The sequence below is a fragment of the Paenibacillus sp. BGI2013 genome, from assembly GCF_002843485.1.
Lineage (GTDB): Bacteria > Bacillota > Bacilli > Paenibacillales > Paenibacillaceae > Paenibacillus > Paenibacillus amylolyticus.
In genome coordinates this window covers 33908-49973 of record NZ_PJFA01000022.1, presented here as the reverse complement: position 1 = coordinate 49973, position 16066 = coordinate 33908, and the positions used below count along the sequence as shown (strand labels likewise).

The window sequence follows — 16066 nt, the reverse complement described above, 5'->3', positions numbered from 1 at the left end:
ATCACCTACGCATTCAGTTTCGTGAAAATTTCCATACCATCTGGTGTAACTGCTACGGTGTGTTCAAAGTGTGCACATAACTTACCATCAACCGTGACGACAGTCCAGTTATCTTCCAACGTTTTCACATACCGTCTACCTACGTTAACCATCGGCTCTATGGCCAGCACCATGCCCGCTTTAAGCCGTGGTCCCCGATCGGGAAGACCATAGTTCGGAATCTGTGGTTCTTCGTGCAGATCTGCGCCTATGCCGTGACCGACATATTCACGAACTACGGAGAACCCTTCATCTTCAATATATTTCTGAATCGCATGAGATATTGTAAACAAGCGAACGTCCGGTTTTACCAGCGCCAGACCTGCGTATAACGAAGCCTCGGTAACGTCCAGAAGACGACGGGCTTCTTCGGAAATACGGCCGACCGGATAAGTCCAGGCGGAGTCTCCATGATACCCCTGGTACTGCGCGCCAATGTCAAACGTAACGATATCGCCCTCGTTCAACTTGCGTTTGCCGGGAAATCCATGTACCAACTCTTCATTGACTGAAGCGCACACACTGGCAGGGAAACCGTTATAACCTTTGAAAGACGGCACAGCTCCTTGACTGCGGATATATTGATCAGCCATATGGTCAAGTTCTCCAGTCGTAATACCGGGAGCGATATGCTCTGCCAAGAGACGATGCGTTTCCGCAACAATTCTCCCTGCTTCCCTCATCAAGCCCAGTTCCGTTTCGGACTTACCAATGATCATCAATTAACCTCTCAGTAAGGACACGATTTCTTGAGAAACTTGATCGATATCCTGTTCTCCGTTCATTTGACGAAGAAGACCTTTAGTCTCATAGAACGTGAGGAGTGGTGCTGTTTTGTTGATATACTCGTCCAGTCGTGTACCTACACTCTCTTCATTATCATCAGAGCGTTGATACAACTCACCAGCGCATTTATCACAAATACCTTCCTGCTTAGGCGGATTGAATACCACATGATAAGTGGAACCGCAGTTTTTACAAATTCGACGACCCGTCAAACGAGCGAGCAATTTGTTGCGATCCACTTTCAAGTTGATTACATGATCGAGACCTGAGTTCAATCGATCCAGAATGCCATCGAGCGCTTCTGCTTGTGAAAGGGTTCTTGGAAATCCGTCCAAGAGGAAACCTTCTCTGCAGTCAGGCTGCTGCAAACGTTCTTCAACGATGCCAATGGTTACATCATCTGGTACAAGCAATCCTTGATCCATATATTCCTTGGCTTTCATGCCAATGGGAGTTCCCTGTTTGATCGCGAGACGAAATGCATCGCCTGTTGAAATATGGGGAATACCGAACTCTTTCACGATGACGTCTGCTTGCGTTCCTTTTCCTGCCCCCGGAGGGCCCATGAATAGGATGTTCACGTTATGTCACTCCCTCCAAGACTACCCTACATCAACAAACAGCACAATAGGTGCCGGCAAGTAAATCTTCACTCGACCGGTACCTATTGCCTATTTATTGATAAAACCTTTGTAGTGGCGTTTGATCAATTGGCTTTCGATTTGCTTCATCGTATCCAGCGCAACACCGATAACGATCAGGAGGGATGTTCCTCCAATTTGCGCAGATTGAGGCAAACCAGACAGTGCCCCCAAGATTACAGGCAGAACGGAAATGACTGCCAAGAACATGGCACCGGCCATTGTCAAACGAGTCATGACACGGGTCAGATATTTCTCGGTTGCTTTACCCGGGCGAATGCCTGGGATGTAACCGCCGTTCTTTTTCATATTATCAGCCATCTGCTGTGGATTCATCTGTACGAAAGTATAGAAGAATGTGAAACCGAAGATCATCACGACATACAACAACATACCCAGAGGTTTGTGTGTAGTCAGGTTCTGTCCGATCCACTGTGCCCAAAGGCGATCTGCCCAGAAGTTGGCGATGATCGTCGGGAACATCAACAGCGATGATGCGAAGATGACAGGGATAACACCTGCTGCATTAATTTTCAGCGGGATATGTGTATTCTGTCCACCGTACATTTTGTTACCTACGACACGTTTAGCGTACTGTACCGGAATTTTCCGAATCGCCTGCTGAATGTAAATGACCCCTATGATGATCAACACAATAACAATTGCGATGATAACACCTTTAAGAATATTCATAAACAGTTGGTCAGGTTGAATGAAGTCGGATTCGATCGTTTGTTTGATAATGTTAGGCACCGTAGATAGGATACCCGCAAAGATCAAGATCGAAATCCCGTTTCCTATGCCCTTCTCGGTGATCTGCTCACCAAGCCACATCAGGAATGAAGTACCGGCCGTAAGTACAATCGCGATCAAGATATAATCTGCAAATGTAGCGTTAGGAATCATGTCTGTATTGTACAAGCGGTTGAATCCGATCGACGTACCAAACGCTTGAATCAATGCCAGGCCAATCGTTAAATAACGGGTTAATTGTGCAGATTTCTTCTTACCTTGTTCACCTTGCTTTGCCCACTCCGCTAATTTAGGAATAACGTCCATGGAAAGCAACTGTACTATGATAGACGCAGTGATGTAAGGCACGATCCCGAGCGCAAATATCGAGAACTGGAAGAGCGCTCCACCCGAGAACGTATTGAGAAGTCCAAAAACTTCTTTACCCGCAGAATTTGTCGCTTCGAACACGTCTTTGTTAACTCCCGGTACGGGAACAAAGGAGCCGATGCGGTAAATGATCAGTACAAAAAGGGTAAATAATACCCTTTTGCGCAGATCTTCAACCCGCCAGATATTCTTTAGGGTCTTGAACATTAAATCACCTCGGTTGTACCGCCGGCAGCTTCAATTTTCTCAATAGCAGATTGAGAAAACTTGTTAGCTTTAACAGTCAGCTTCACAGTGACATCACCGTTACCCAGGATTTTGATTCCGGATTTAGCGTTTTTAACTACGCCGTTCGTCATCAAGAATTCTGGAGTTACTTCAGTACCCGCAGCAAAACTGTTCAGGTCTTCAGTATTCACAACTGCATATTCTTTGCGAGTTGGGTTTACAAAACCACGTTTTGGCAAGCGACGATACAATGGATTTTGTCCACCTTCGAAGCCTGGACGTACTCCACCGCCAGAACGAGAATTTTGTCCTTTGTGACCGCGACCTGATGTTTTACCTGTACCACTACTTGGACCGCGACCAAGACGTTTACGTTCTTTGCGGGATCCAGGAGATGGTGAAAGCTCATGTAACTTCATCGTTCGTTGCACCTCCTTAAAGATTTGTGGGATTAACCCGATATTAAGCTTCTACTTCTTTAACAGCAACCAAGTGGCTTACTTTGTTAATCATACCACGGATGGCAGGATTATCGTTTTGTACCACTTTGCTATTGATTTTGCGCAAACCCAATGTTTTCACAGTTGTTCTTTGCGTCTCCGGACGTCCGATCAAGCTGCGGACGAGGGTAATTTCTAATTTAGCCATGAGAATTCCCTCCTTAACCCAGAAGCTCTTCGACGGATTTTCCGCGCAGTTTAGCCACGTCTTCAGCACGCTTCAAACGGGACAAACCTTCCAAAGTCGCATTGACCATGTTCATGGAATTCGAAGAACCCAGAGATTTTGTCAAAATGTCACCTACACCAGCAAGTTCGAGAACCGCACGTACAGGACCACCAGCGATAACACCAGTACCTTCAGATGCTGGTTTCAACAGCACGCGTCCTGCGCCGAACTTACCTGTTACCAAGTGAGGAATCGATGTTCCTACGAGTGGAACGTGTACAAGGTTTTTCTTAGCGTCTTCAATACCTTTGCGAATTGCATCAGGTACTTCGCCCGCTTTACCGATACCAGCTCCAACCCAGCCGTTGCCGTCGCCGACTACAACCAGTGCGCTAAAGCTGAAACGGCGTCCGCCTTTTACTACTTTAGCTACGCGATTAATATTTACAACTCTTTCAGTCAGTTCCAAAGTATTCGGATCTACACGCAAGTCGTTAACCTCCTTTTGAAAAATATCTTAAAACTCAAGTCCTGCTTCACGAGCCGCTTCAGCCAATGCTGCGATACGACCATGGTACAGATAACCGCTACGGTCAAATACGATGTTGGAAACACCTTTATCTTTCGCACGTTTAGCAACGAGTTCGCCAACTTTACGAGCTGATTCAACAGATGCACCATTTTTGATGTCAGTGCTCAATTCTTTGTCTACGGTAGACGCGGAAGCGATTGTTACACCAGCAACATCATCGATGATTTGAGCATACATATGTTTACCAGAACGGAATACGTTCAAACGAGGACGTGCTGCCGTTCCTTGGATTTTCTTACGAACACGAAGGTGTCTTTTCAGACGAGCCTTATTTTTATCTGGTTTCGTAATCATCTCAAAGATTCACTCCTTTCAGGTTACCTCGCTGGCTTCAAAGCAGAAGCCACGGGGTATATTAGAAACACACGAAGCAAGCAAGCCGAAAGCCGCGCAAAGGCGGTAAGAGAAATCTTATTTCTTCTTACCGGCTTTACCTTCCTTACGGATGATACGCTCGCCTTCATATTTAATACCTTTACCTTTGTACGGCTCAGGTTCACGTACGGAACGGATTTTAGCAGCGTAAGCACCTACACGCTCTTTGTCAATTCCGCGAACGATGATTTTTGTATTCGAAGGTACTTCGAATTCGATTCCCGCTTCCGGTGTAATTTCAACCGGGTGAGAGTAACCAACGTTCAGAACGATTTTATCTCCGGACTTGCTTGCACGATATCCGACCCCAACCAATTCCAGAGATTTCGCGAATCCTTCAGTAACGCCGCTCACCATATTGTTTACAACGCTACGCGTTGTGCCGTGCAAAGAACGGTGAGTTTTGTTATCGGAAGGACGCACAACTGTGATTTCGTTATTTTCAACTGTAACCTTCATGTCTTTATGAAGCTCACGAGTCAAAGTTCCTTTAGGTCCTTTTACCGTAATAACGGTGTTGTCCAGGGTGATGTCTACACCACTTGGTACTGTGATTGGTTTGCGACCAATACGAGACATATGTTGCACCTCCTATCTTGTGACGTTATATTACCAAACGTAGCAAACGACTTCTCCGCCGGATTTCGATTGACGAGCTTCTTTGTCCGTCATGATACCTTTAGATGTCGAGATGATCGCGATTCCCAGGCCACCAAGTACACGAGGTACTTCGTTGCTTTTCGTGTAAACACGAAGACCAGGTTTACTGATTCTTTTCAGACCAGTGATAACGCGCTCGTTATTTTGACCGTATTTCAGGAAAACACGGATAATCCCTTGTTTGTTATCATCGATAACTTCAGCGTCACGGATGAAACCTTCACGCTTCAGGATATCGGCGATTTGTTTTTTCATTGTTGAAGCAGGCATTTCTACCGTTTCGTGACGAACAGTGTTCGCGTTACGAATACGAGTAAGCATATCTGCAATTGGATCAGACATAGTCATTGTGAGTTAACCTCCTTCCCGTTCAGGACTTTTTACCAGCTTGCTTTTTTCACGCCAGGGATCTGGCCTTTATAAGCTAATTCACGGAAACAAATTCTGCAAATTTTGAACTTTTGCAGGACCGAATGTGGACGTCCGCAACGCTCACAGCGTGTATATGCACGTACTTTAAACTTAGGTGTACGTTGTTGTTTAACTTTCATCGAAGTTTTTGCCACTTAGCCTGACACCTCCTAAATAATTTCGGAGAAAAGGGAGTCTTTCCAGACACCCGGAAACGTTATGCCAACATTACTTAACGAAAGGCATTCCCATTTGCGTAAGCAATTCACGGGACTCTTCGTCTGTTTTCGCCGTTGTTACAATGACAATATCCATACCGCGGACTTTATCAACTTTATCGTATTCGATCTCCGGGAAGATCAATTGCTCTTTCAGACCCAGTGTATAGTTACCACGTCCATCAAAAGCATTACTCGATACACCGCGGAAGTCGCGGACACGAGGAAGCGTTACGTTGAGCAGCTTATCTAGGAAGAAGTACATACGCTCACCGCGTAATGTAACTTTCGCACCGATAGGCATATTCTCACGCAGTTTGAAACCTGCGATAGATTTTTTAGCACGAGTGATTACAGGTTTTTGACCCGCGATCAGTTGCAAATCGTTTACTGCAGAATCCAACACTTTAGAGTTTTGGACAGCGTCGCCCACACCCATGTTGATAACGATTTTCTCGATTTTCGGCACTTGCATTACCGTTGTATAGTTAAACTTCTGCATCAAAGCAGGAGCGATTTCTTGCAGGTAACGTTCTTTCATTCTTGATGCCATGAATCATAGCCCTCCTTTCTCATTCGGTTCAATTAGTCGATAATTTCTCCGGAACGTTTAGCAACGCGCACTTTCTTACCGTTATCCAAAACTTTGTAACCTACACGGGTTACTTTTCCGCTCTTCGGATCGATGTGCATTACGTTGGAAACGTGAATCGGAGCTTCCTTCTCGATAATGCCGCCTTGCGGATTTTGCTGGTTAGGCTTCTGGTGTTTTTTCACCATGTTAACACCTTCCACAAGGACGCGGTTCTCACGAGGATAAGCAGCGATGACACGGCCTTTTTTACCTTTGTCTTTACCGCTGATCACCATAACCGTATCTTCCTTTTTAACGTGAAGTTTGTTGTTATGGGATTCCAGAACTTTTTTCACTCTTGGCATTTCGTACACCTCCTGTTTCTAACATCACGAGATTAAGCTTTAGATAACTTCTGGAGCCAAGGAAACGATTTTCATGAAGTCTTTATCGCGAAGTTCGCGAGCAACTGGTCCGAAAATACGTGTTCCACGTGGGCTTCTGTCGTCTTTTACAACAACCGCTGCATTTTCATCAAAACCGATGTAGGAACCGTCTTTACGACGTACAGAACGTTTCGTACGAACGACAACCGCTCTAACTACATCACCTTTTTTGACAACGCCGCCTGGTGTTGCTTGTTTAACAGAACAAACGATCAGATCACCGATTTGAGCTGTACGACGTCCCGTACCGCCGAGTACGCGGATACACATCAGTTCCTTCGCACCGGAGTTGTCGGCCACAGTCAAACGTGTAAATGGTTGAATCATTTAGTATTCCTCCTTTCAGCAATGCTGCTGATGCATTAGATGATAACCGCTTTTTCTACGATTTCAGTAAGTCTCCAGCGTTTATCTTTCGAAAGCGGACGAGTCTCCATGATTTTCACCGTGTCACCGATTTTCGCAGTGTTTTCTTCGTCATGCGCTTTGAATTTTTTAGTAACCTTAATGCGTTTATGGTACAAGTTGTGTTTTTTGTAAGTTTCTACAGCAACAACAATCGTTTTGTCCATTTTATCGCTGACCACTTTACCAGTTTGCACTTTACGTGCGTTACGTTCTTCGCTCATTGTTGGCCTCCTTCCTGATTACGGACGGATTGTCCATCCTATCCCTAATTAACCGATTCCCAATTCTCTCTCACGGATAATGGTTTTAGCACGAGCTATTTCTTTCCGCACATCACGGATGCGAGTCGGGTTATCCAGCTGACCGGTAGCTAATTGAAAGCGGAGGTTAAAGAGTTCTTCTTTAAATCCGGCAATCTTTTGCTCGATTTCAGCAGAGGTTAGGTTGCGAAATTCACTAGCTTTCATTTGCTTCACCACCCAATTCTTCACGTTTCACGAACTTCGTTTTGATTGGCAGTTTGTGAGCGGCAAGACGCATTGCTTCGCGTGCAATTTCCTCCGGTACACCAGCAAGTTCAAACATGATCTTACCTGGTTTCACTACTGCAACCCATTTTTCTACGTTACCTTTACCGCTACCCATCCGAACCTCGAGAGGCTTTTGAGTGATTGGTTTGTCTGGGAAAATTTTGATCCAAACTTTACCACCACGTTTGATGTAACGAGTCATCGCAATACGAGCCGCTTCGATTTGACGGTTCGTAATCCAAGCCGGTTCCGTAGCTTGCAGACCGTATTCGCCAAAGTTCAGAGTCGTTCCGCCTTTAGCTTGGCCTTTCATATGTCCACGTTGTTGCTTACGGTGTTTTACGCGTTTTGGTACCAACATGATTAGTTGCCTCCTTCCTTAGCAGCTTGTTTCTTAGCCGTAGGAAGAACCTCTCCACGATAGATCCATACTTTTACGCCGATAAGTCCGTAAGTAGTATGAGCCTCTGCTGTACCGTAGTCAATGTCAGCACGCAGTGTGTGCAGTGGAACAGTTCCTTCGCTGTAGCCTTCAGAACGTGCGATCTCAGCACCGCCAAGACGTCCGCCTACTTGAGTTTTGATACCTTTAGCACCGGAGCGCATAGTTCTTTGAATTGCTTGTTTCAGAGCACGACGGAAAGAAACACGACGTTCCAATTGTTGTGCAATGCTTTCAGCTACAAGAACAGCGTCCAAGTCTTGGTTCTTAATTTCAGAAATGTTGATGTGTACTTTTTTACCGCCAGCAATTTTCGTAATTTGGTTACGAAGATTTTCAACTTCCGAACCACCCTTACCAATAACCATACCTGGTTTAGCAGTGTGAATCGTTACGTTTACGCGGTTAGCCGCTCTCTCAATTTCTACACGAGATAAAGCGGAGTCTTTCAATTTATTTTTCAGGAATTCACGAATTCTCACGTCTTCCATCAAAAGATCACCGAAGTCTTTGCCTGCATACCACTTAGATTCCCAGTCACGGATAATTCCGACACGGAGTCCGACTGGATTTACCTTTTGGCCCACACATTTCCCCTCCTTCTACTTCTCAGATACCACCAAAGTAATGTGGCTAGTACGTTTGTTAATACGACTTGCACGTCCCATTGCACGAGGGCGGAAACGTTTCATTGTCGGTCCTTGGTTCACGTAAGCTTGCGAGATAACCAATTTGTTAACATCCAAAGAATAGTTATGTTCCGCATTCGCAATAGCGGAGTTAAGCAACTTCTCAACGATTGGAGAAGCAGATTTCGGAGTGTGACGGAGAATGGCAACCGCCTCACCTACTTGCTTGCCACGAATCAAGTCAACAACGAGTTGAGCTTTACGAGGAGCAATCCGGATAAACTTAGCATGTGCTTTTGCTTCCATTGTGTAACCTCCTTTCAAACATTAAAGATATTCATTTATCTTCTTGTTTTCTTATCATCAGCAGTATGGCCTTTGTACGTACGGGTTGGAGCGAACTCACCCAGTTTGTGTCCGACCATGTCCTCAGTTACATACACTGGCACGTGTTTACGACCATCGTAAACGCCAAATGTGTGTCCGATGAATTGCGGGAAAATTGTAGAACGACGGGACCAGGTTTTGATCACATTCTTCTTACCTGAAGCTTCCATCTCTTCTACCTTTTTAAGCATGTAGCCATCAATGAATGGCCCTTTTTTCAAACTGCGACCCATGTGGAGATCCTCCCTTCAAACATAGCTATTATGCATCCGCAGATGCCTCACGAAGTTATGCACAGTGTGTATTACTTCGTGCGGCGGCGAATGATGTATTTATCAGAAGCTTTATTTTTCTTACGCGTTTTGTAACCAAGTGTAGGTTTACCCCATGGTGACATTGGCGATTTACGTCCGATTGGAGCACGACCTTCACCACCACCGTGTGGGTGATCGTTAGGGTTCATTACTACACCACGAACCTCAGGACGTTTACCCAACCAACGGCTACGACCGGCTTTACCGATTTTGATGAGCTCGTGGTCTTGGTTACCTACAGATCCGATTGTCGCGCGGCAAACTTTCAAAATACGACGAACTTCTCCGGAAGAGAGACGAACGGAAACGTATTTTTCTTCTTTACCAAGCAATTGAGCTTCTGTACCAGCAGCACGAACCAATTGTCCGCCTTTACCTGGTTTCAACTCGATGTTGTGGATAACGGTACCAACTGGAATGTTTTCAAGTGGCAGTGCGTTACCGATTTTGATGTCTGATTCAGGTCCGGAGAATACTTGATCTCCAACTTTCAAACCTTTAGGAGCGATGATATAACGTTTTTCACCATCAGCATAGTGAATCAGAGCGATGTTAGATGTACGGTTCGGGTCATACTCAATCGTAGCAACGCGGCCCGGTATTCCATCTTTAGTACGTTTGAAGTCAATGATACGGTATTTACGTTTGTGTCCACCACCATGGTGACGAACTGTAATTTTACCTTGGTTGTTGCGGCCTGCTTGTTTGCTCAACGGGGCCAACAACGATTTCTCCGGCTGATTTGTGGTGATTTCCTCAAATGTAGAAACGGACATGTTCCGTCTTGCCGGGGATGTTGGTTTATACTTTTTGATTGGCACTGGGTTTCCCTCCTTACTTCAAAAATTCAATTATACAGTTTCAAAGAACTCAAGCGTTTTGCTGTCTTTTGTCAACGTTACAAACGCTTTTTTCCATTCGCTAGTATATCCGGAATAACGTCCGTACCGTTTCGGCTTAGCTGGAACACGAAGCGTGTTCACGTTTTTCACTTTTACATTGAAAATAGCTTCTACTGCCTTTTTGATCTCGGTTTTGTTTGCACGGATATCGACTTCAAATACATATTTCAAGTCGTTCATCATGTCAGCAGTACGTTCCGTAATAATCGGACGTTTTACAATATCACGAGGATCCTTCATTACGCGAGCACCTCCTCTACCTTCTGAACTGCTTCTTTCGTAATGATCAATTTGTCGTGCGAAAGCACGTCAAGAACATTAATACCGTCAGCAGCTACGAATTTCACGCCTGGAATATTCCGTGCGGAAAGAGCTACATTATCATCATAGCTAGGAGCTACAATCAAAGCTTTACGTCCCACTTTGAGGTTACTCAAGATGGCTGCAAATTCTTTAGTTTTAGGCGTGCTCAACGTGAGAGCGTCCAAAACGATAATGTCATTGTCAAGCACTTTGGATGAAAGGGCTGATCTGATCGCCAAGCGGCGAACTTTCTTAGGCAGTTTATACGCATAGCTCCGTGGTGTTGGACCAAATACGATACCGCCGCCTTTCCATTGTGGTGAACGAATTGAACCTTGACGAGCGCGACCTGTACCTTTTTGTTTCCAAGGCTTACGTCCACCGCCACGAACTTCAGAACGTCCTTTTACTTTGTGGGTACCTTGACGAAGGGAAGCGCGTTGCATAAGAACTGCATCGTACAGAACGTGTTGGTTCGGCTCAATTCCGAAAACCGCATCGTTCAATTCAACTTCGCCTACTTGGCTACCATCTACATTGTAAACTGATACTTTTGGCATTTTGTGTTCCTCCTTTCTTCAGTGGTTATTTTTTCACCGTTTCTTTAACTCTAATGAGACTGTTTTTCGGTCCAGGAATGGAACCTTTCACGAGCAACACGTTACGCTCAGCGTCTACTTTAACTACTTCAAGACGTTGGATTGTAATAGTATCATGTCCCATGTGTCCTGGCAGGCGTTTGCCTTTAGGAACGCGGTTAGCTTGGATCGAACCCATTGAACCAGGGCCACGGTGGTAACGCGAACCGTGTGACATAGGTCCAGTGCTTTGTCCCCAACGTTTGATAACGCCGGCAAAACCTTTACCTTTAGAAATACCCGTTACGTCAACGAATTCGCCTTCAGCGAAAATGTCAGCTTTCAGTTCTTGGCCAACTTCATATTCTGCGATGTTGATACCGCGAACTTCACGAACGTAGCGCTTAGGGGCAGTGTTCGCTTTTTTAGCGTGACCTGCTTCTGGCTTGTTAGCATTTTTCTCTTTCTTATCGGAGTAACCGATTTGAATTGCTTCGTAGCCATCGTTCTCAATGTCTTTCTTTTGCAAAACAACACAAGGGCCTGCTTCGATAACCGTTACTGGAACGACGTTACCTTCAGGAGTAAATACTTGAGTCATTCCGAGTTTTTTTCCTAAGATTGCTTTCATGTTGACACCTCTTTTCCTTTATACATGGTCTTTGTTGTAGCTTGTATTACAATTTAATTTCGATATCTACACCGGACGGCAGATCCAAGCGCATCAAGGCATCCACAGTTTGTGGAGTCGGGTTAACGATGTCGATCAAACGTTTATGTGTACGTTGTTCGAATTGTTCCCGAGAATCCTTGTACTTGTGCACCGCACGAAGAATAGTAATGATTTGTTTTTCAGTAGGAAGCGGAATCGGACCGGATACACCAGCACCCGAACGTTTTGCTGTTTCAACAATTTTCTCCGCGGATTGATCAAGAATTCTGTGGTCGTAAGCTTTCAAACGAATACGAATTTTTTGCTTTGCCATTTTAGTCCCTCCTTCTATCGCCCAATTTTTTATCGGACATACTCCGTGAAAATTTTCTAGCCACTCTCCCATGGCAAAGGGGCCGGGTGTGCCAGTAACCTCTCACATCATCGCAACGTCACAGAACAACATTCATTATTATATAGAAAAGATAGGCGTATTGCAAGCATATTTAAGAAAAACATTTAAACTTATCTTTTCTGATGAAATGACTTCGTTTATTGCAGTGTTAATCTTCAATATCCAGGCTGCCTTGCCAATCCTTCTAAACACGTAAATGATGTTCATTTCGTATGACGCAGGTTCCGAACTTTAAACATAATAAAAGAGTTCTCTATCCGATGTCGGATAAAGAACTCTTCCGAAGCTTCGTTACAATACAATGTTACTCGTTCCAGTACACTGTTACATATGCTTTATTCAGCGTTAAGCCGAATTATTTTTGGATAGATGCTACGGAACCGGCACCTACTGTACGTCCACCTTCACGAATGGAGAATTTAGTTCCTTCTTCAATCGCGATTGGGGAGATCAGGGAAACAGTAACAGTGATGTTATCACCAGGCATTACCATTTCAGTACCTTCAGGCAAGTTGATGATGCCTGTTACGTCAGTTGTACGGAAGTAGAACTGTGGACGGTAACCAGTGAAGAATGGTTTGTGACGTCCGCCCTCTTCTTTAGTCAGAACGTAGATTTGAGCTGTGAATTCTGTGTGTGGCTTAACAGAACCTGGTTTTGCAAGTACTTGACCACGCTCGATTTGAGTACGGTCAACACCACGCAACAATGCACCGATGTTGTCACCCGCTTGAGCGGAATCCAACAATTTACGGAACATCTCAACGCCTGTTACAACGGATTTTTTAGTTTCTTCAGTGATACCAACGATTTCGATCTCTTCGCCGACTTTAACAGTACCACGCTCTACACGGCCAGTAGCAACAGTACCACGACCAGTGATGGAGAATACGTCCTCGACAGGCATCAAGAAAGGCTTGTCAGTTTGACGCTCAGGCAGTGGGATGTAAGTGTCGATCTCTTTGAACATCTCAACGATTTTTTGAGCCCATTCGCCATCTGGGTTTGCCAGAGCTTCACGAGCGGATCCACGAGTGATTGGAGTATCGTCACCAGGGAACTCATATTCGTTAAGAAGGTCGCGAACTTCCATCTCAACCAATTCCAACAACTCTTCGTCTTCAACCATGTCACATTTGTTCAAGAATACAACAATGTAAGGTACGCCTACTTGACGGGAGAGCAAGATGTGCTCACGAGTTTGTGGCATTGGGCCGTCTGCTGCGGATACTACCAAGATAGCTCCATCCATTTGAGCCGCGCCAGTGATCATGTTTTTAACATAGTCGGCGTGACCTGGGCAGTCAACGTGAGCGTAGTGACGAGTGTCAGTTTCGTACTCAACGTGTGATGTGGAGATTGTGATACCGCGTTCGCGCTCTTCTGGAGCTTTGTCGATTTGGTCGAATGCAATTGCAGCACCACCGTAAGTTTTGGACAATACAGTTGTGATTGCAGCAGTCAGAGTTGTTTTACCGTGATCGACGTGACCAATAGTACCGATGTTAACGTGGGGTTTATTACGTTCGTATTTAGCCTTTGCCATTTGAACGTGGCCTCCTTAAAATTATAATTTTATGTTTTCACTGAATGAAGTGCTCCGAATTTAATTCTTATGCACTTGCATCCAGTGTGAGAAAACTACTCGGTGCCTTTTGTTTTGGCAACGATTTCTTCAGCGATGCTCTTAGGAACTTCTTCATAGTGAGAGAGTTCCATGGAGAATACGCCGCGTCCTTGAGTACCGGAACGAAGAGTTGTAGAGTAACCAAACATTTCAGACAGAGGTACCTTAGCACGGATGATTTGAGCTCCACTACGGGAATCCATACCTTCGATGCGGCCACGACGGGAGTTCAACATACCCATTACGTCACCCATGTACTCTTCTGGAACAGTTACTTCTACTTTCATGATAGGCTCAAGCAGAACTGGTTTACACTTGTCTTTAGCCGCTTTAAGCGCCATAGATCCGGCAATTTTAAATGCCATCTCATTGGAATCGACATCATGGTAAGATCCGTCTACGATTGTAGCCTTAACGTCAACAAGCGGGAAGCCTGCAATAACACCGTTTTTCATTTGCTCTTCAATCCCTGACAGTGCAGGTTGAATGTATTCTCTTGGTACGGAACCACCGACAACCTTACTTTCGAACTGGCTGCCTGTACCCGGCTCGAGAGGTTCGAATTCAACCCATACGTGACCGTATTGACCACGACCACCGGATTGACGTACGAATTTACCTTCAACGCGCGCTGGAGCACGGAATGTTTCACGGTAAGCTACTTGTGGTTTACCCACAGTAGTTTCAACCTTGAACTCACGACGCATACGGTCGATGATGATATCAAGGTGAAGCTCACCCATACCTGCCAAGATCGTTTGGCCTGTTTCTTCGTCAGTATGAGCACGAAGAGTTGGATCCTCTTCAGTCAACTTACCGAGAGCAACACCCAGTTTATCCTGGTCAGCTTTGGTTTTAGGTTCAACAGCGATTTCGATAACCGGATCAGGGAAGTTCATTGACTCCAGGATAACCGGATTTTTCTCATCACATAGTGTATCACCTGTACCTGTATCTTTCAAACCTACGGCAGCTGCAATATCACCGGAGTAAACTACAGTGATTTCTTGACGGCTGTTCGCATGCATTTGAAGGATACGACCGATACGCTCACGTTTGTTTTTAGTGGCATTCAATACATATGATCCGGATTGAAGAACACCAGAGTATACGCGGAAGAATGTCAATTTACCAACGTAAGGGTCAGTCATAATTTTGAATGCCAATGCGGAGAATGGCTCTTCATCGGATGACTTACGAATTGCTTCAGTTCCATCTTCAAGATGTCCCGTGATCGATGCAACATCTGTTGGAGCTGGCAAGTAGTCGATAACAGCATCCAACATCAGTTGAACACCTTTGTTACGATATGAGGATCCACAGATAACTGGGAAGATCTTAACATCTACAACACCTTTACGGAGTACGGTTTTGATCTCATCAATTGTGATCTCTTCGCCTTCCAGGTATTTCATTGTCAAATCTTCATCCAGTTCAGCAACGCGCTCAATCAACTCGTTGCGAAGTTCTTCAACTTGATCTGCAAACTCTGCAGGAATGTCGGTTTCTTCGATATCTTGACCAAGGTCATCTTTGTACATATGAGCTCTTTGTGCAACGATATCGATGATACCTTTGAAATCATTTTCAGCGCCGATTGGAAGTTGAATCGCAACAGCGTTCGCTTGAAGGCGATCACGCATGTCAGATACAACGTTCAGGAAGTCAGCACCGATGATATCCATTTTGTTTACATATGCGATACGAGGTACGCCGTACTTGTCAGCCTGTCTCCATACGGTTTCGGACTGAGGCTCAACGCCTTCTTTCGCACTGAATACACCAACTGCTCCGTCCAATACACGAAGGGAACGTTCAACTTCAACAGTGAAGTCAACGTGTCCCGGGGTATCAATAATATTAACGCGGTGGCCTTTCCAAGCAGCGGTAGTTGCAGCGGAAGTAATCGTAATTCCGCGCTCCTGTTCCTGTTCCATCCAGTCCATTGTCGCAGCGCCTTCGTGTACTTCACCGATTTTGTGCGTACGTCCTGTGTAAAACAGGATCCGCTCAGTTGTCGTGGTTTTACCCGCATCAATATGAGCCATGATCCCGATATTACGTGTATTTTTTAAGGAGAACTCTCTAGCCATGAAATGGGTCTCCCTTCAAAATTGA

26 protein-coding genes are annotated in these 16066 nt (G+C 45.1%); all 26 read right to left on the bottom strand.

Going from position 1 to position 16066, the window contains the following annotated elements; genetic code table 11:
- Positions 1-5: 5 nt before the first annotated feature.
- Positions 6-758, bottom strand: coding sequence for a type I methionyl aminopeptidase (map, locus tag CXK86_RS30225; RefSeq protein WP_036607191.1), 753 nt, complete (start codon positions 756-758; stop codon positions 6-8).
- A 3-nt stretch (positions 759-761) separates the two neighbouring features.
- The gene (locus tag CXK86_RS30220; RefSeq protein ID WP_036607188.1) at positions 762-1406 is read right to left on the bottom strand and encodes an adenylate kinase; all 645 of its coding nucleotides are present in this window, start codon (positions 1404-1406) and stop codon (positions 762-764) included.
- A 90-nt stretch (positions 1407-1496) separates the two neighbouring features.
- On the bottom strand, positions 1497-2795 hold the full coding sequence (gene secY / locus CXK86_RS30215; protein ID WP_017692094.1) for a preprotein translocase subunit SecY: 1299 nt from the start codon (positions 2793-2795) through the stop codon (positions 1497-1499).
- A complete protein-coding gene (rplO, locus tag CXK86_RS30210; RefSeq protein ID WP_017692093.1) occupies positions 2795-3235 on the bottom strand; it encodes a 50S ribosomal protein L15 in 441 nt (146 codons plus the stop codon). Before rplO ends, secY begins: the two co-directional genes overlap by 1 nt.
- Before the next feature lie 43 nt (positions 3236-3278).
- Positions 3279-3464: a 50S ribosomal protein L30 gene (gene rpmD, locus CXK86_RS30205; RefSeq protein WP_017692092.1), complete on the bottom strand. Its 186-nt coding sequence runs from the start codon at positions 3462-3464 to the stop codon at positions 3279-3281.
- 13 nt (positions 3465-3477) lie between these two features.
- The gene (gene rpsE / locus CXK86_RS30200; protein ID WP_017692091.1) at positions 3478-3975 is read right to left on the bottom strand and encodes a 30S ribosomal protein S5; all 498 of its coding nucleotides are present in this window, start codon (positions 3973-3975) and stop codon (positions 3478-3480) included.
- A 27-nt stretch (positions 3976-4002) separates the two neighbouring features.
- Positions 4003-4371, bottom strand: coding sequence for a 50S ribosomal protein L18 (rplR, locus tag CXK86_RS30195; protein WP_017692090.1), 369 nt, complete (start codon positions 4369-4371; stop codon positions 4003-4005).
- Positions 4372-4488: 117 nt separating this feature from the next.
- Entirely contained in the window at positions 4489-5031 is a 543-nt protein-coding gene (gene rplF / locus CXK86_RS30190; protein ID WP_017692089.1) for a 50S ribosomal protein L6, read from the bottom strand.
- A 30-nt stretch (positions 5032-5061) separates the two neighbouring features.
- Positions 5062-5460, bottom strand: a complete 399-nt coding sequence (gene rpsH / locus CXK86_RS30185) for a 30S ribosomal protein S8 (RefSeq protein WP_017692088.1) — start codon at positions 5458-5460, stop codon at positions 5062-5064.
- Positions 5461-5492: 32 nt separating this feature from the next.
- Positions 5493-5678 (bottom strand): type Z 30S ribosomal protein S14, encoded by a 186-nt coding sequence (locus CXK86_RS30180; RefSeq protein ID WP_013312154.1) that lies wholly within the window; start codon positions 5676-5678, stop codon positions 5493-5495.
- A gap of 73 nt (positions 5679-5751) precedes the next feature.
- Positions 5752-6294, bottom strand: coding sequence for a 50S ribosomal protein L5 (gene rplE / locus CXK86_RS30175; protein ID WP_017692087.1), 543 nt, complete (start codon positions 6292-6294; stop codon positions 5752-5754).
- 32 nt (positions 6295-6326) lie between these two features.
- Positions 6327-6680 carry a 50S ribosomal protein L24 gene (gene rplX / locus CXK86_RS30170; protein WP_017692086.1) on the bottom strand — a complete coding sequence of 118 codons (354 nt, stop codon included), beginning with the start codon at positions 6678-6680 and terminating at the stop codon, positions 6327-6329.
- Between the two features lie 39 nt (positions 6681-6719).
- On the bottom strand, positions 6720-7088 hold the full coding sequence (gene rplN, locus CXK86_RS30165; RefSeq protein WP_017692085.1) for a 50S ribosomal protein L14: 369 nt from the start codon (positions 7086-7088) through the stop codon (positions 6720-6722).
- A 35-nt stretch (positions 7089-7123) separates the two neighbouring features.
- Positions 7124-7390 (bottom strand): 30S ribosomal protein S17, encoded by a 267-nt coding sequence (rpsQ, locus tag CXK86_RS30160; RefSeq protein WP_017692084.1) that lies wholly within the window; start codon positions 7388-7390, stop codon positions 7124-7126.
- Positions 7391-7438: 48 nt separating this feature from the next.
- Entirely contained in the window at positions 7439-7636 is a 198-nt protein-coding gene (gene rpmC / locus CXK86_RS30155) for a 50S ribosomal protein L29 (RefSeq protein ID WP_017692083.1), read from the bottom strand.
- Positions 7626-8060, bottom strand: a complete 435-nt coding sequence (rplP, locus tag CXK86_RS30150) for a 50S ribosomal protein L16 (protein ID WP_017692082.1) — start codon at positions 8058-8060, stop codon at positions 7626-7628. The genes rpmC and rplP overlap by 11 nt, the downstream gene beginning before the upstream one ends.
- A 2-nt stretch (positions 8061-8062) precedes the next feature.
- Positions 8063-8728, bottom strand: coding sequence for a 30S ribosomal protein S3 (rpsC, locus tag CXK86_RS30145; RefSeq protein WP_036607182.1), 666 nt, complete (start codon positions 8726-8728; stop codon positions 8063-8065).
- Positions 8729-8743: 15 nt separating this feature from the next.
- Entirely contained in the window at positions 8744-9076 is a 333-nt protein-coding gene (gene rplV, locus CXK86_RS30140; protein WP_036607180.1) for a 50S ribosomal protein L22, read from the bottom strand.
- A 35-nt stretch (positions 9077-9111) separates the two neighbouring features.
- Positions 9112-9390: a 30S ribosomal protein S19 gene (gene rpsS, locus CXK86_RS30135; RefSeq protein WP_017692079.1), complete on the bottom strand. Its 279-nt coding sequence runs from the start codon at positions 9388-9390 to the stop codon at positions 9112-9114.
- 71 nt (positions 9391-9461) lie between these two features.
- Positions 9462-10292, bottom strand: a complete 831-nt coding sequence (gene rplB, locus CXK86_RS30130; RefSeq protein WP_017692078.1) for a 50S ribosomal protein L2 — start codon at positions 10290-10292, stop codon at positions 9462-9464.
- 30 nt (positions 10293-10322) lie between these two features.
- Positions 10323-10613 (bottom strand): 50S ribosomal protein L23, encoded by a 291-nt coding sequence (gene rplW / locus CXK86_RS30125; protein ID WP_017692077.1) that lies wholly within the window; start codon positions 10611-10613, stop codon positions 10323-10325.
- Positions 10613-11236 carry a 50S ribosomal protein L4 gene (rplD, locus tag CXK86_RS30120; RefSeq protein WP_076254723.1) on the bottom strand — a complete coding sequence of 208 codons (624 nt, stop codon included), beginning with the start codon at positions 11234-11236 and terminating at the stop codon, positions 10613-10615. Before rplD ends, rplW begins: the two co-directional genes overlap by 1 nt.
- Before the next feature lie 25 nt (positions 11237-11261).
- Positions 11262-11885 carry a 50S ribosomal protein L3 gene (gene rplC / locus CXK86_RS30115; protein ID WP_017692075.1) on the bottom strand — a complete coding sequence of 208 codons (624 nt, stop codon included), beginning with the start codon at positions 11883-11885 and terminating at the stop codon, positions 11262-11264.
- A gap of 46 nt (positions 11886-11931) precedes the next feature.
- The gene (gene rpsJ / locus CXK86_RS30110) at positions 11932-12240 is read right to left on the bottom strand and encodes a 30S ribosomal protein S10 (RefSeq protein ID WP_017692074.1); all 309 of its coding nucleotides are present in this window, start codon (positions 12238-12240) and stop codon (positions 11932-11934) included.
- A gap of 436 nt (positions 12241-12676) precedes the next feature.
- On the bottom strand, positions 12677-13867 hold the full coding sequence (gene tuf, locus CXK86_RS30105) for an elongation factor Tu (RefSeq protein WP_017692073.1): 1191 nt from the start codon (positions 13865-13867) through the stop codon (positions 12677-12679).
- A gap of 95 nt (positions 13868-13962) precedes the next feature.
- Positions 13963-16041, bottom strand: a complete 2079-nt coding sequence (gene fusA, locus CXK86_RS30100) for an elongation factor G (RefSeq protein ID WP_036607177.1) — start codon at positions 16039-16041, stop codon at positions 13963-13965.
- Between the last annotated feature and the right edge of the window lie 25 nt (positions 16042-16066).

Coding starts and splice junctions, on each gene's coding strand:
- secY (WP_017692094.1), bottom strand. CDS start 2,795: ATGTTCAAGACCCTAAAGAATATCTGGCGGGTTGAAGATCTGCGCAAA.
- rplF (WP_017692089.1), bottom strand. CDS start 5,031: ATGTCTCGTATTGGTCGCAAACCAATCACAGTACCAAGTGGTGTAGAC.
- rplN (WP_017692085.1), bottom strand. CDS start 7,088: ATGATTCAACCATTTACACGTTTGACTGTGGCCGACAACTCCGGTGCG.
- rplR (WP_017692090.1), bottom strand. CDS start 4,371: ATGATTACGAAACCAGATAAAAATAAGGCTCGTCTGAAAAGACACCTT.
- rpsS (WP_017692079.1), bottom strand. CDS start 9,390: ATGGGTCGCAGTTTGAAAAAAGGGCCATTCATTGATGGCTACATGCTT.
- rpsJ (WP_017692074.1), bottom strand. CDS start 12,240: ATGGCAAAGCAAAAAATTCGTATTCGTTTGAAAGCTTACGACCACAGA.
- rplC (WP_017692075.1), bottom strand. CDS start 11,885: ATGAAAGCAATCTTAGGAAAAAAACTCGGAATGACTCAAGTATTTACT.
- map (WP_036607191.1), bottom strand. CDS start 758: ATGATCATTGGTAAGTCCGAAACGGAACTGGGCTTGATGAGGGAAGCA.
- rplP (WP_017692082.1), bottom strand. CDS start 8,060: ATGTTGGTACCAAAACGCGTAAAACACCGTAAGCAACAACGTGGACAT.
- tuf (WP_017692073.1), bottom strand. CDS start 13,867: ATGGCAAAGGCTAAATACGAACGTAATAAACCCCACGTTAACATCGGT.
- rpmC (WP_017692083.1), bottom strand. CDS start 7,636: ATGAAAGCTAGTGAATTTCGCAACCTAACCTCTGCTGAAATCGAGCAA.
- rplW (WP_017692077.1), bottom strand. CDS start 10,613: ATGAAGGATCCTCGTGATATTGTAAAACGTCCGATTATTACGGAACGT.
- rpsQ (WP_017692084.1), bottom strand. CDS start 7,390: ATGAGCGAAGAACGTAACGCACGTAAAGTGCAAACTGGTAAAGTGGTC.
- rplD (WP_076254723.1), bottom strand. CDS start 11,236: ATGCCAAAAGTATCAGTTTACAATGTAGATGGTAGCCAAGTAGGCGAA.
- rplE (WP_017692087.1), bottom strand. CDS start 6,294: ATGGCATCAAGAATGAAAGAACGTTACCTGCAAGAAATCGCTCCTGCT.
- fusA (WP_036607177.1), bottom strand. CDS start 16,041: ATGGCTAGAGAGTTCTCCTTAAAAAATACACGTAATATCGGGATCATG.
- rplO (WP_017692093.1), bottom strand. CDS start 3,235: ATGAAGTTACATGAGCTTTCACCATCTCCTGGATCCCGCAAAGAACGT.
- rpmD (WP_017692092.1), bottom strand. CDS start 3,464: ATGGCTAAATTAGAAATTACCCTCGTCCGCAGCTTGATCGGACGTCCG.
- rpsH (WP_017692088.1), bottom strand. CDS start 5,460: ATGACTATGTCTGATCCAATTGCAGATATGCTTACTCGTATTCGTAAC.
- rplV (WP_036607180.1), bottom strand. CDS start 9,076: ATGGAAGCAAAAGCACATGCTAAGTTTATCCGGATTGCTCCTCGTAAA.
- rplX (WP_017692086.1), bottom strand. CDS start 6,680: ATGCCAAGAGTGAAAAAAGTTCTGGAATCCCATAACAACAAACTTCAC.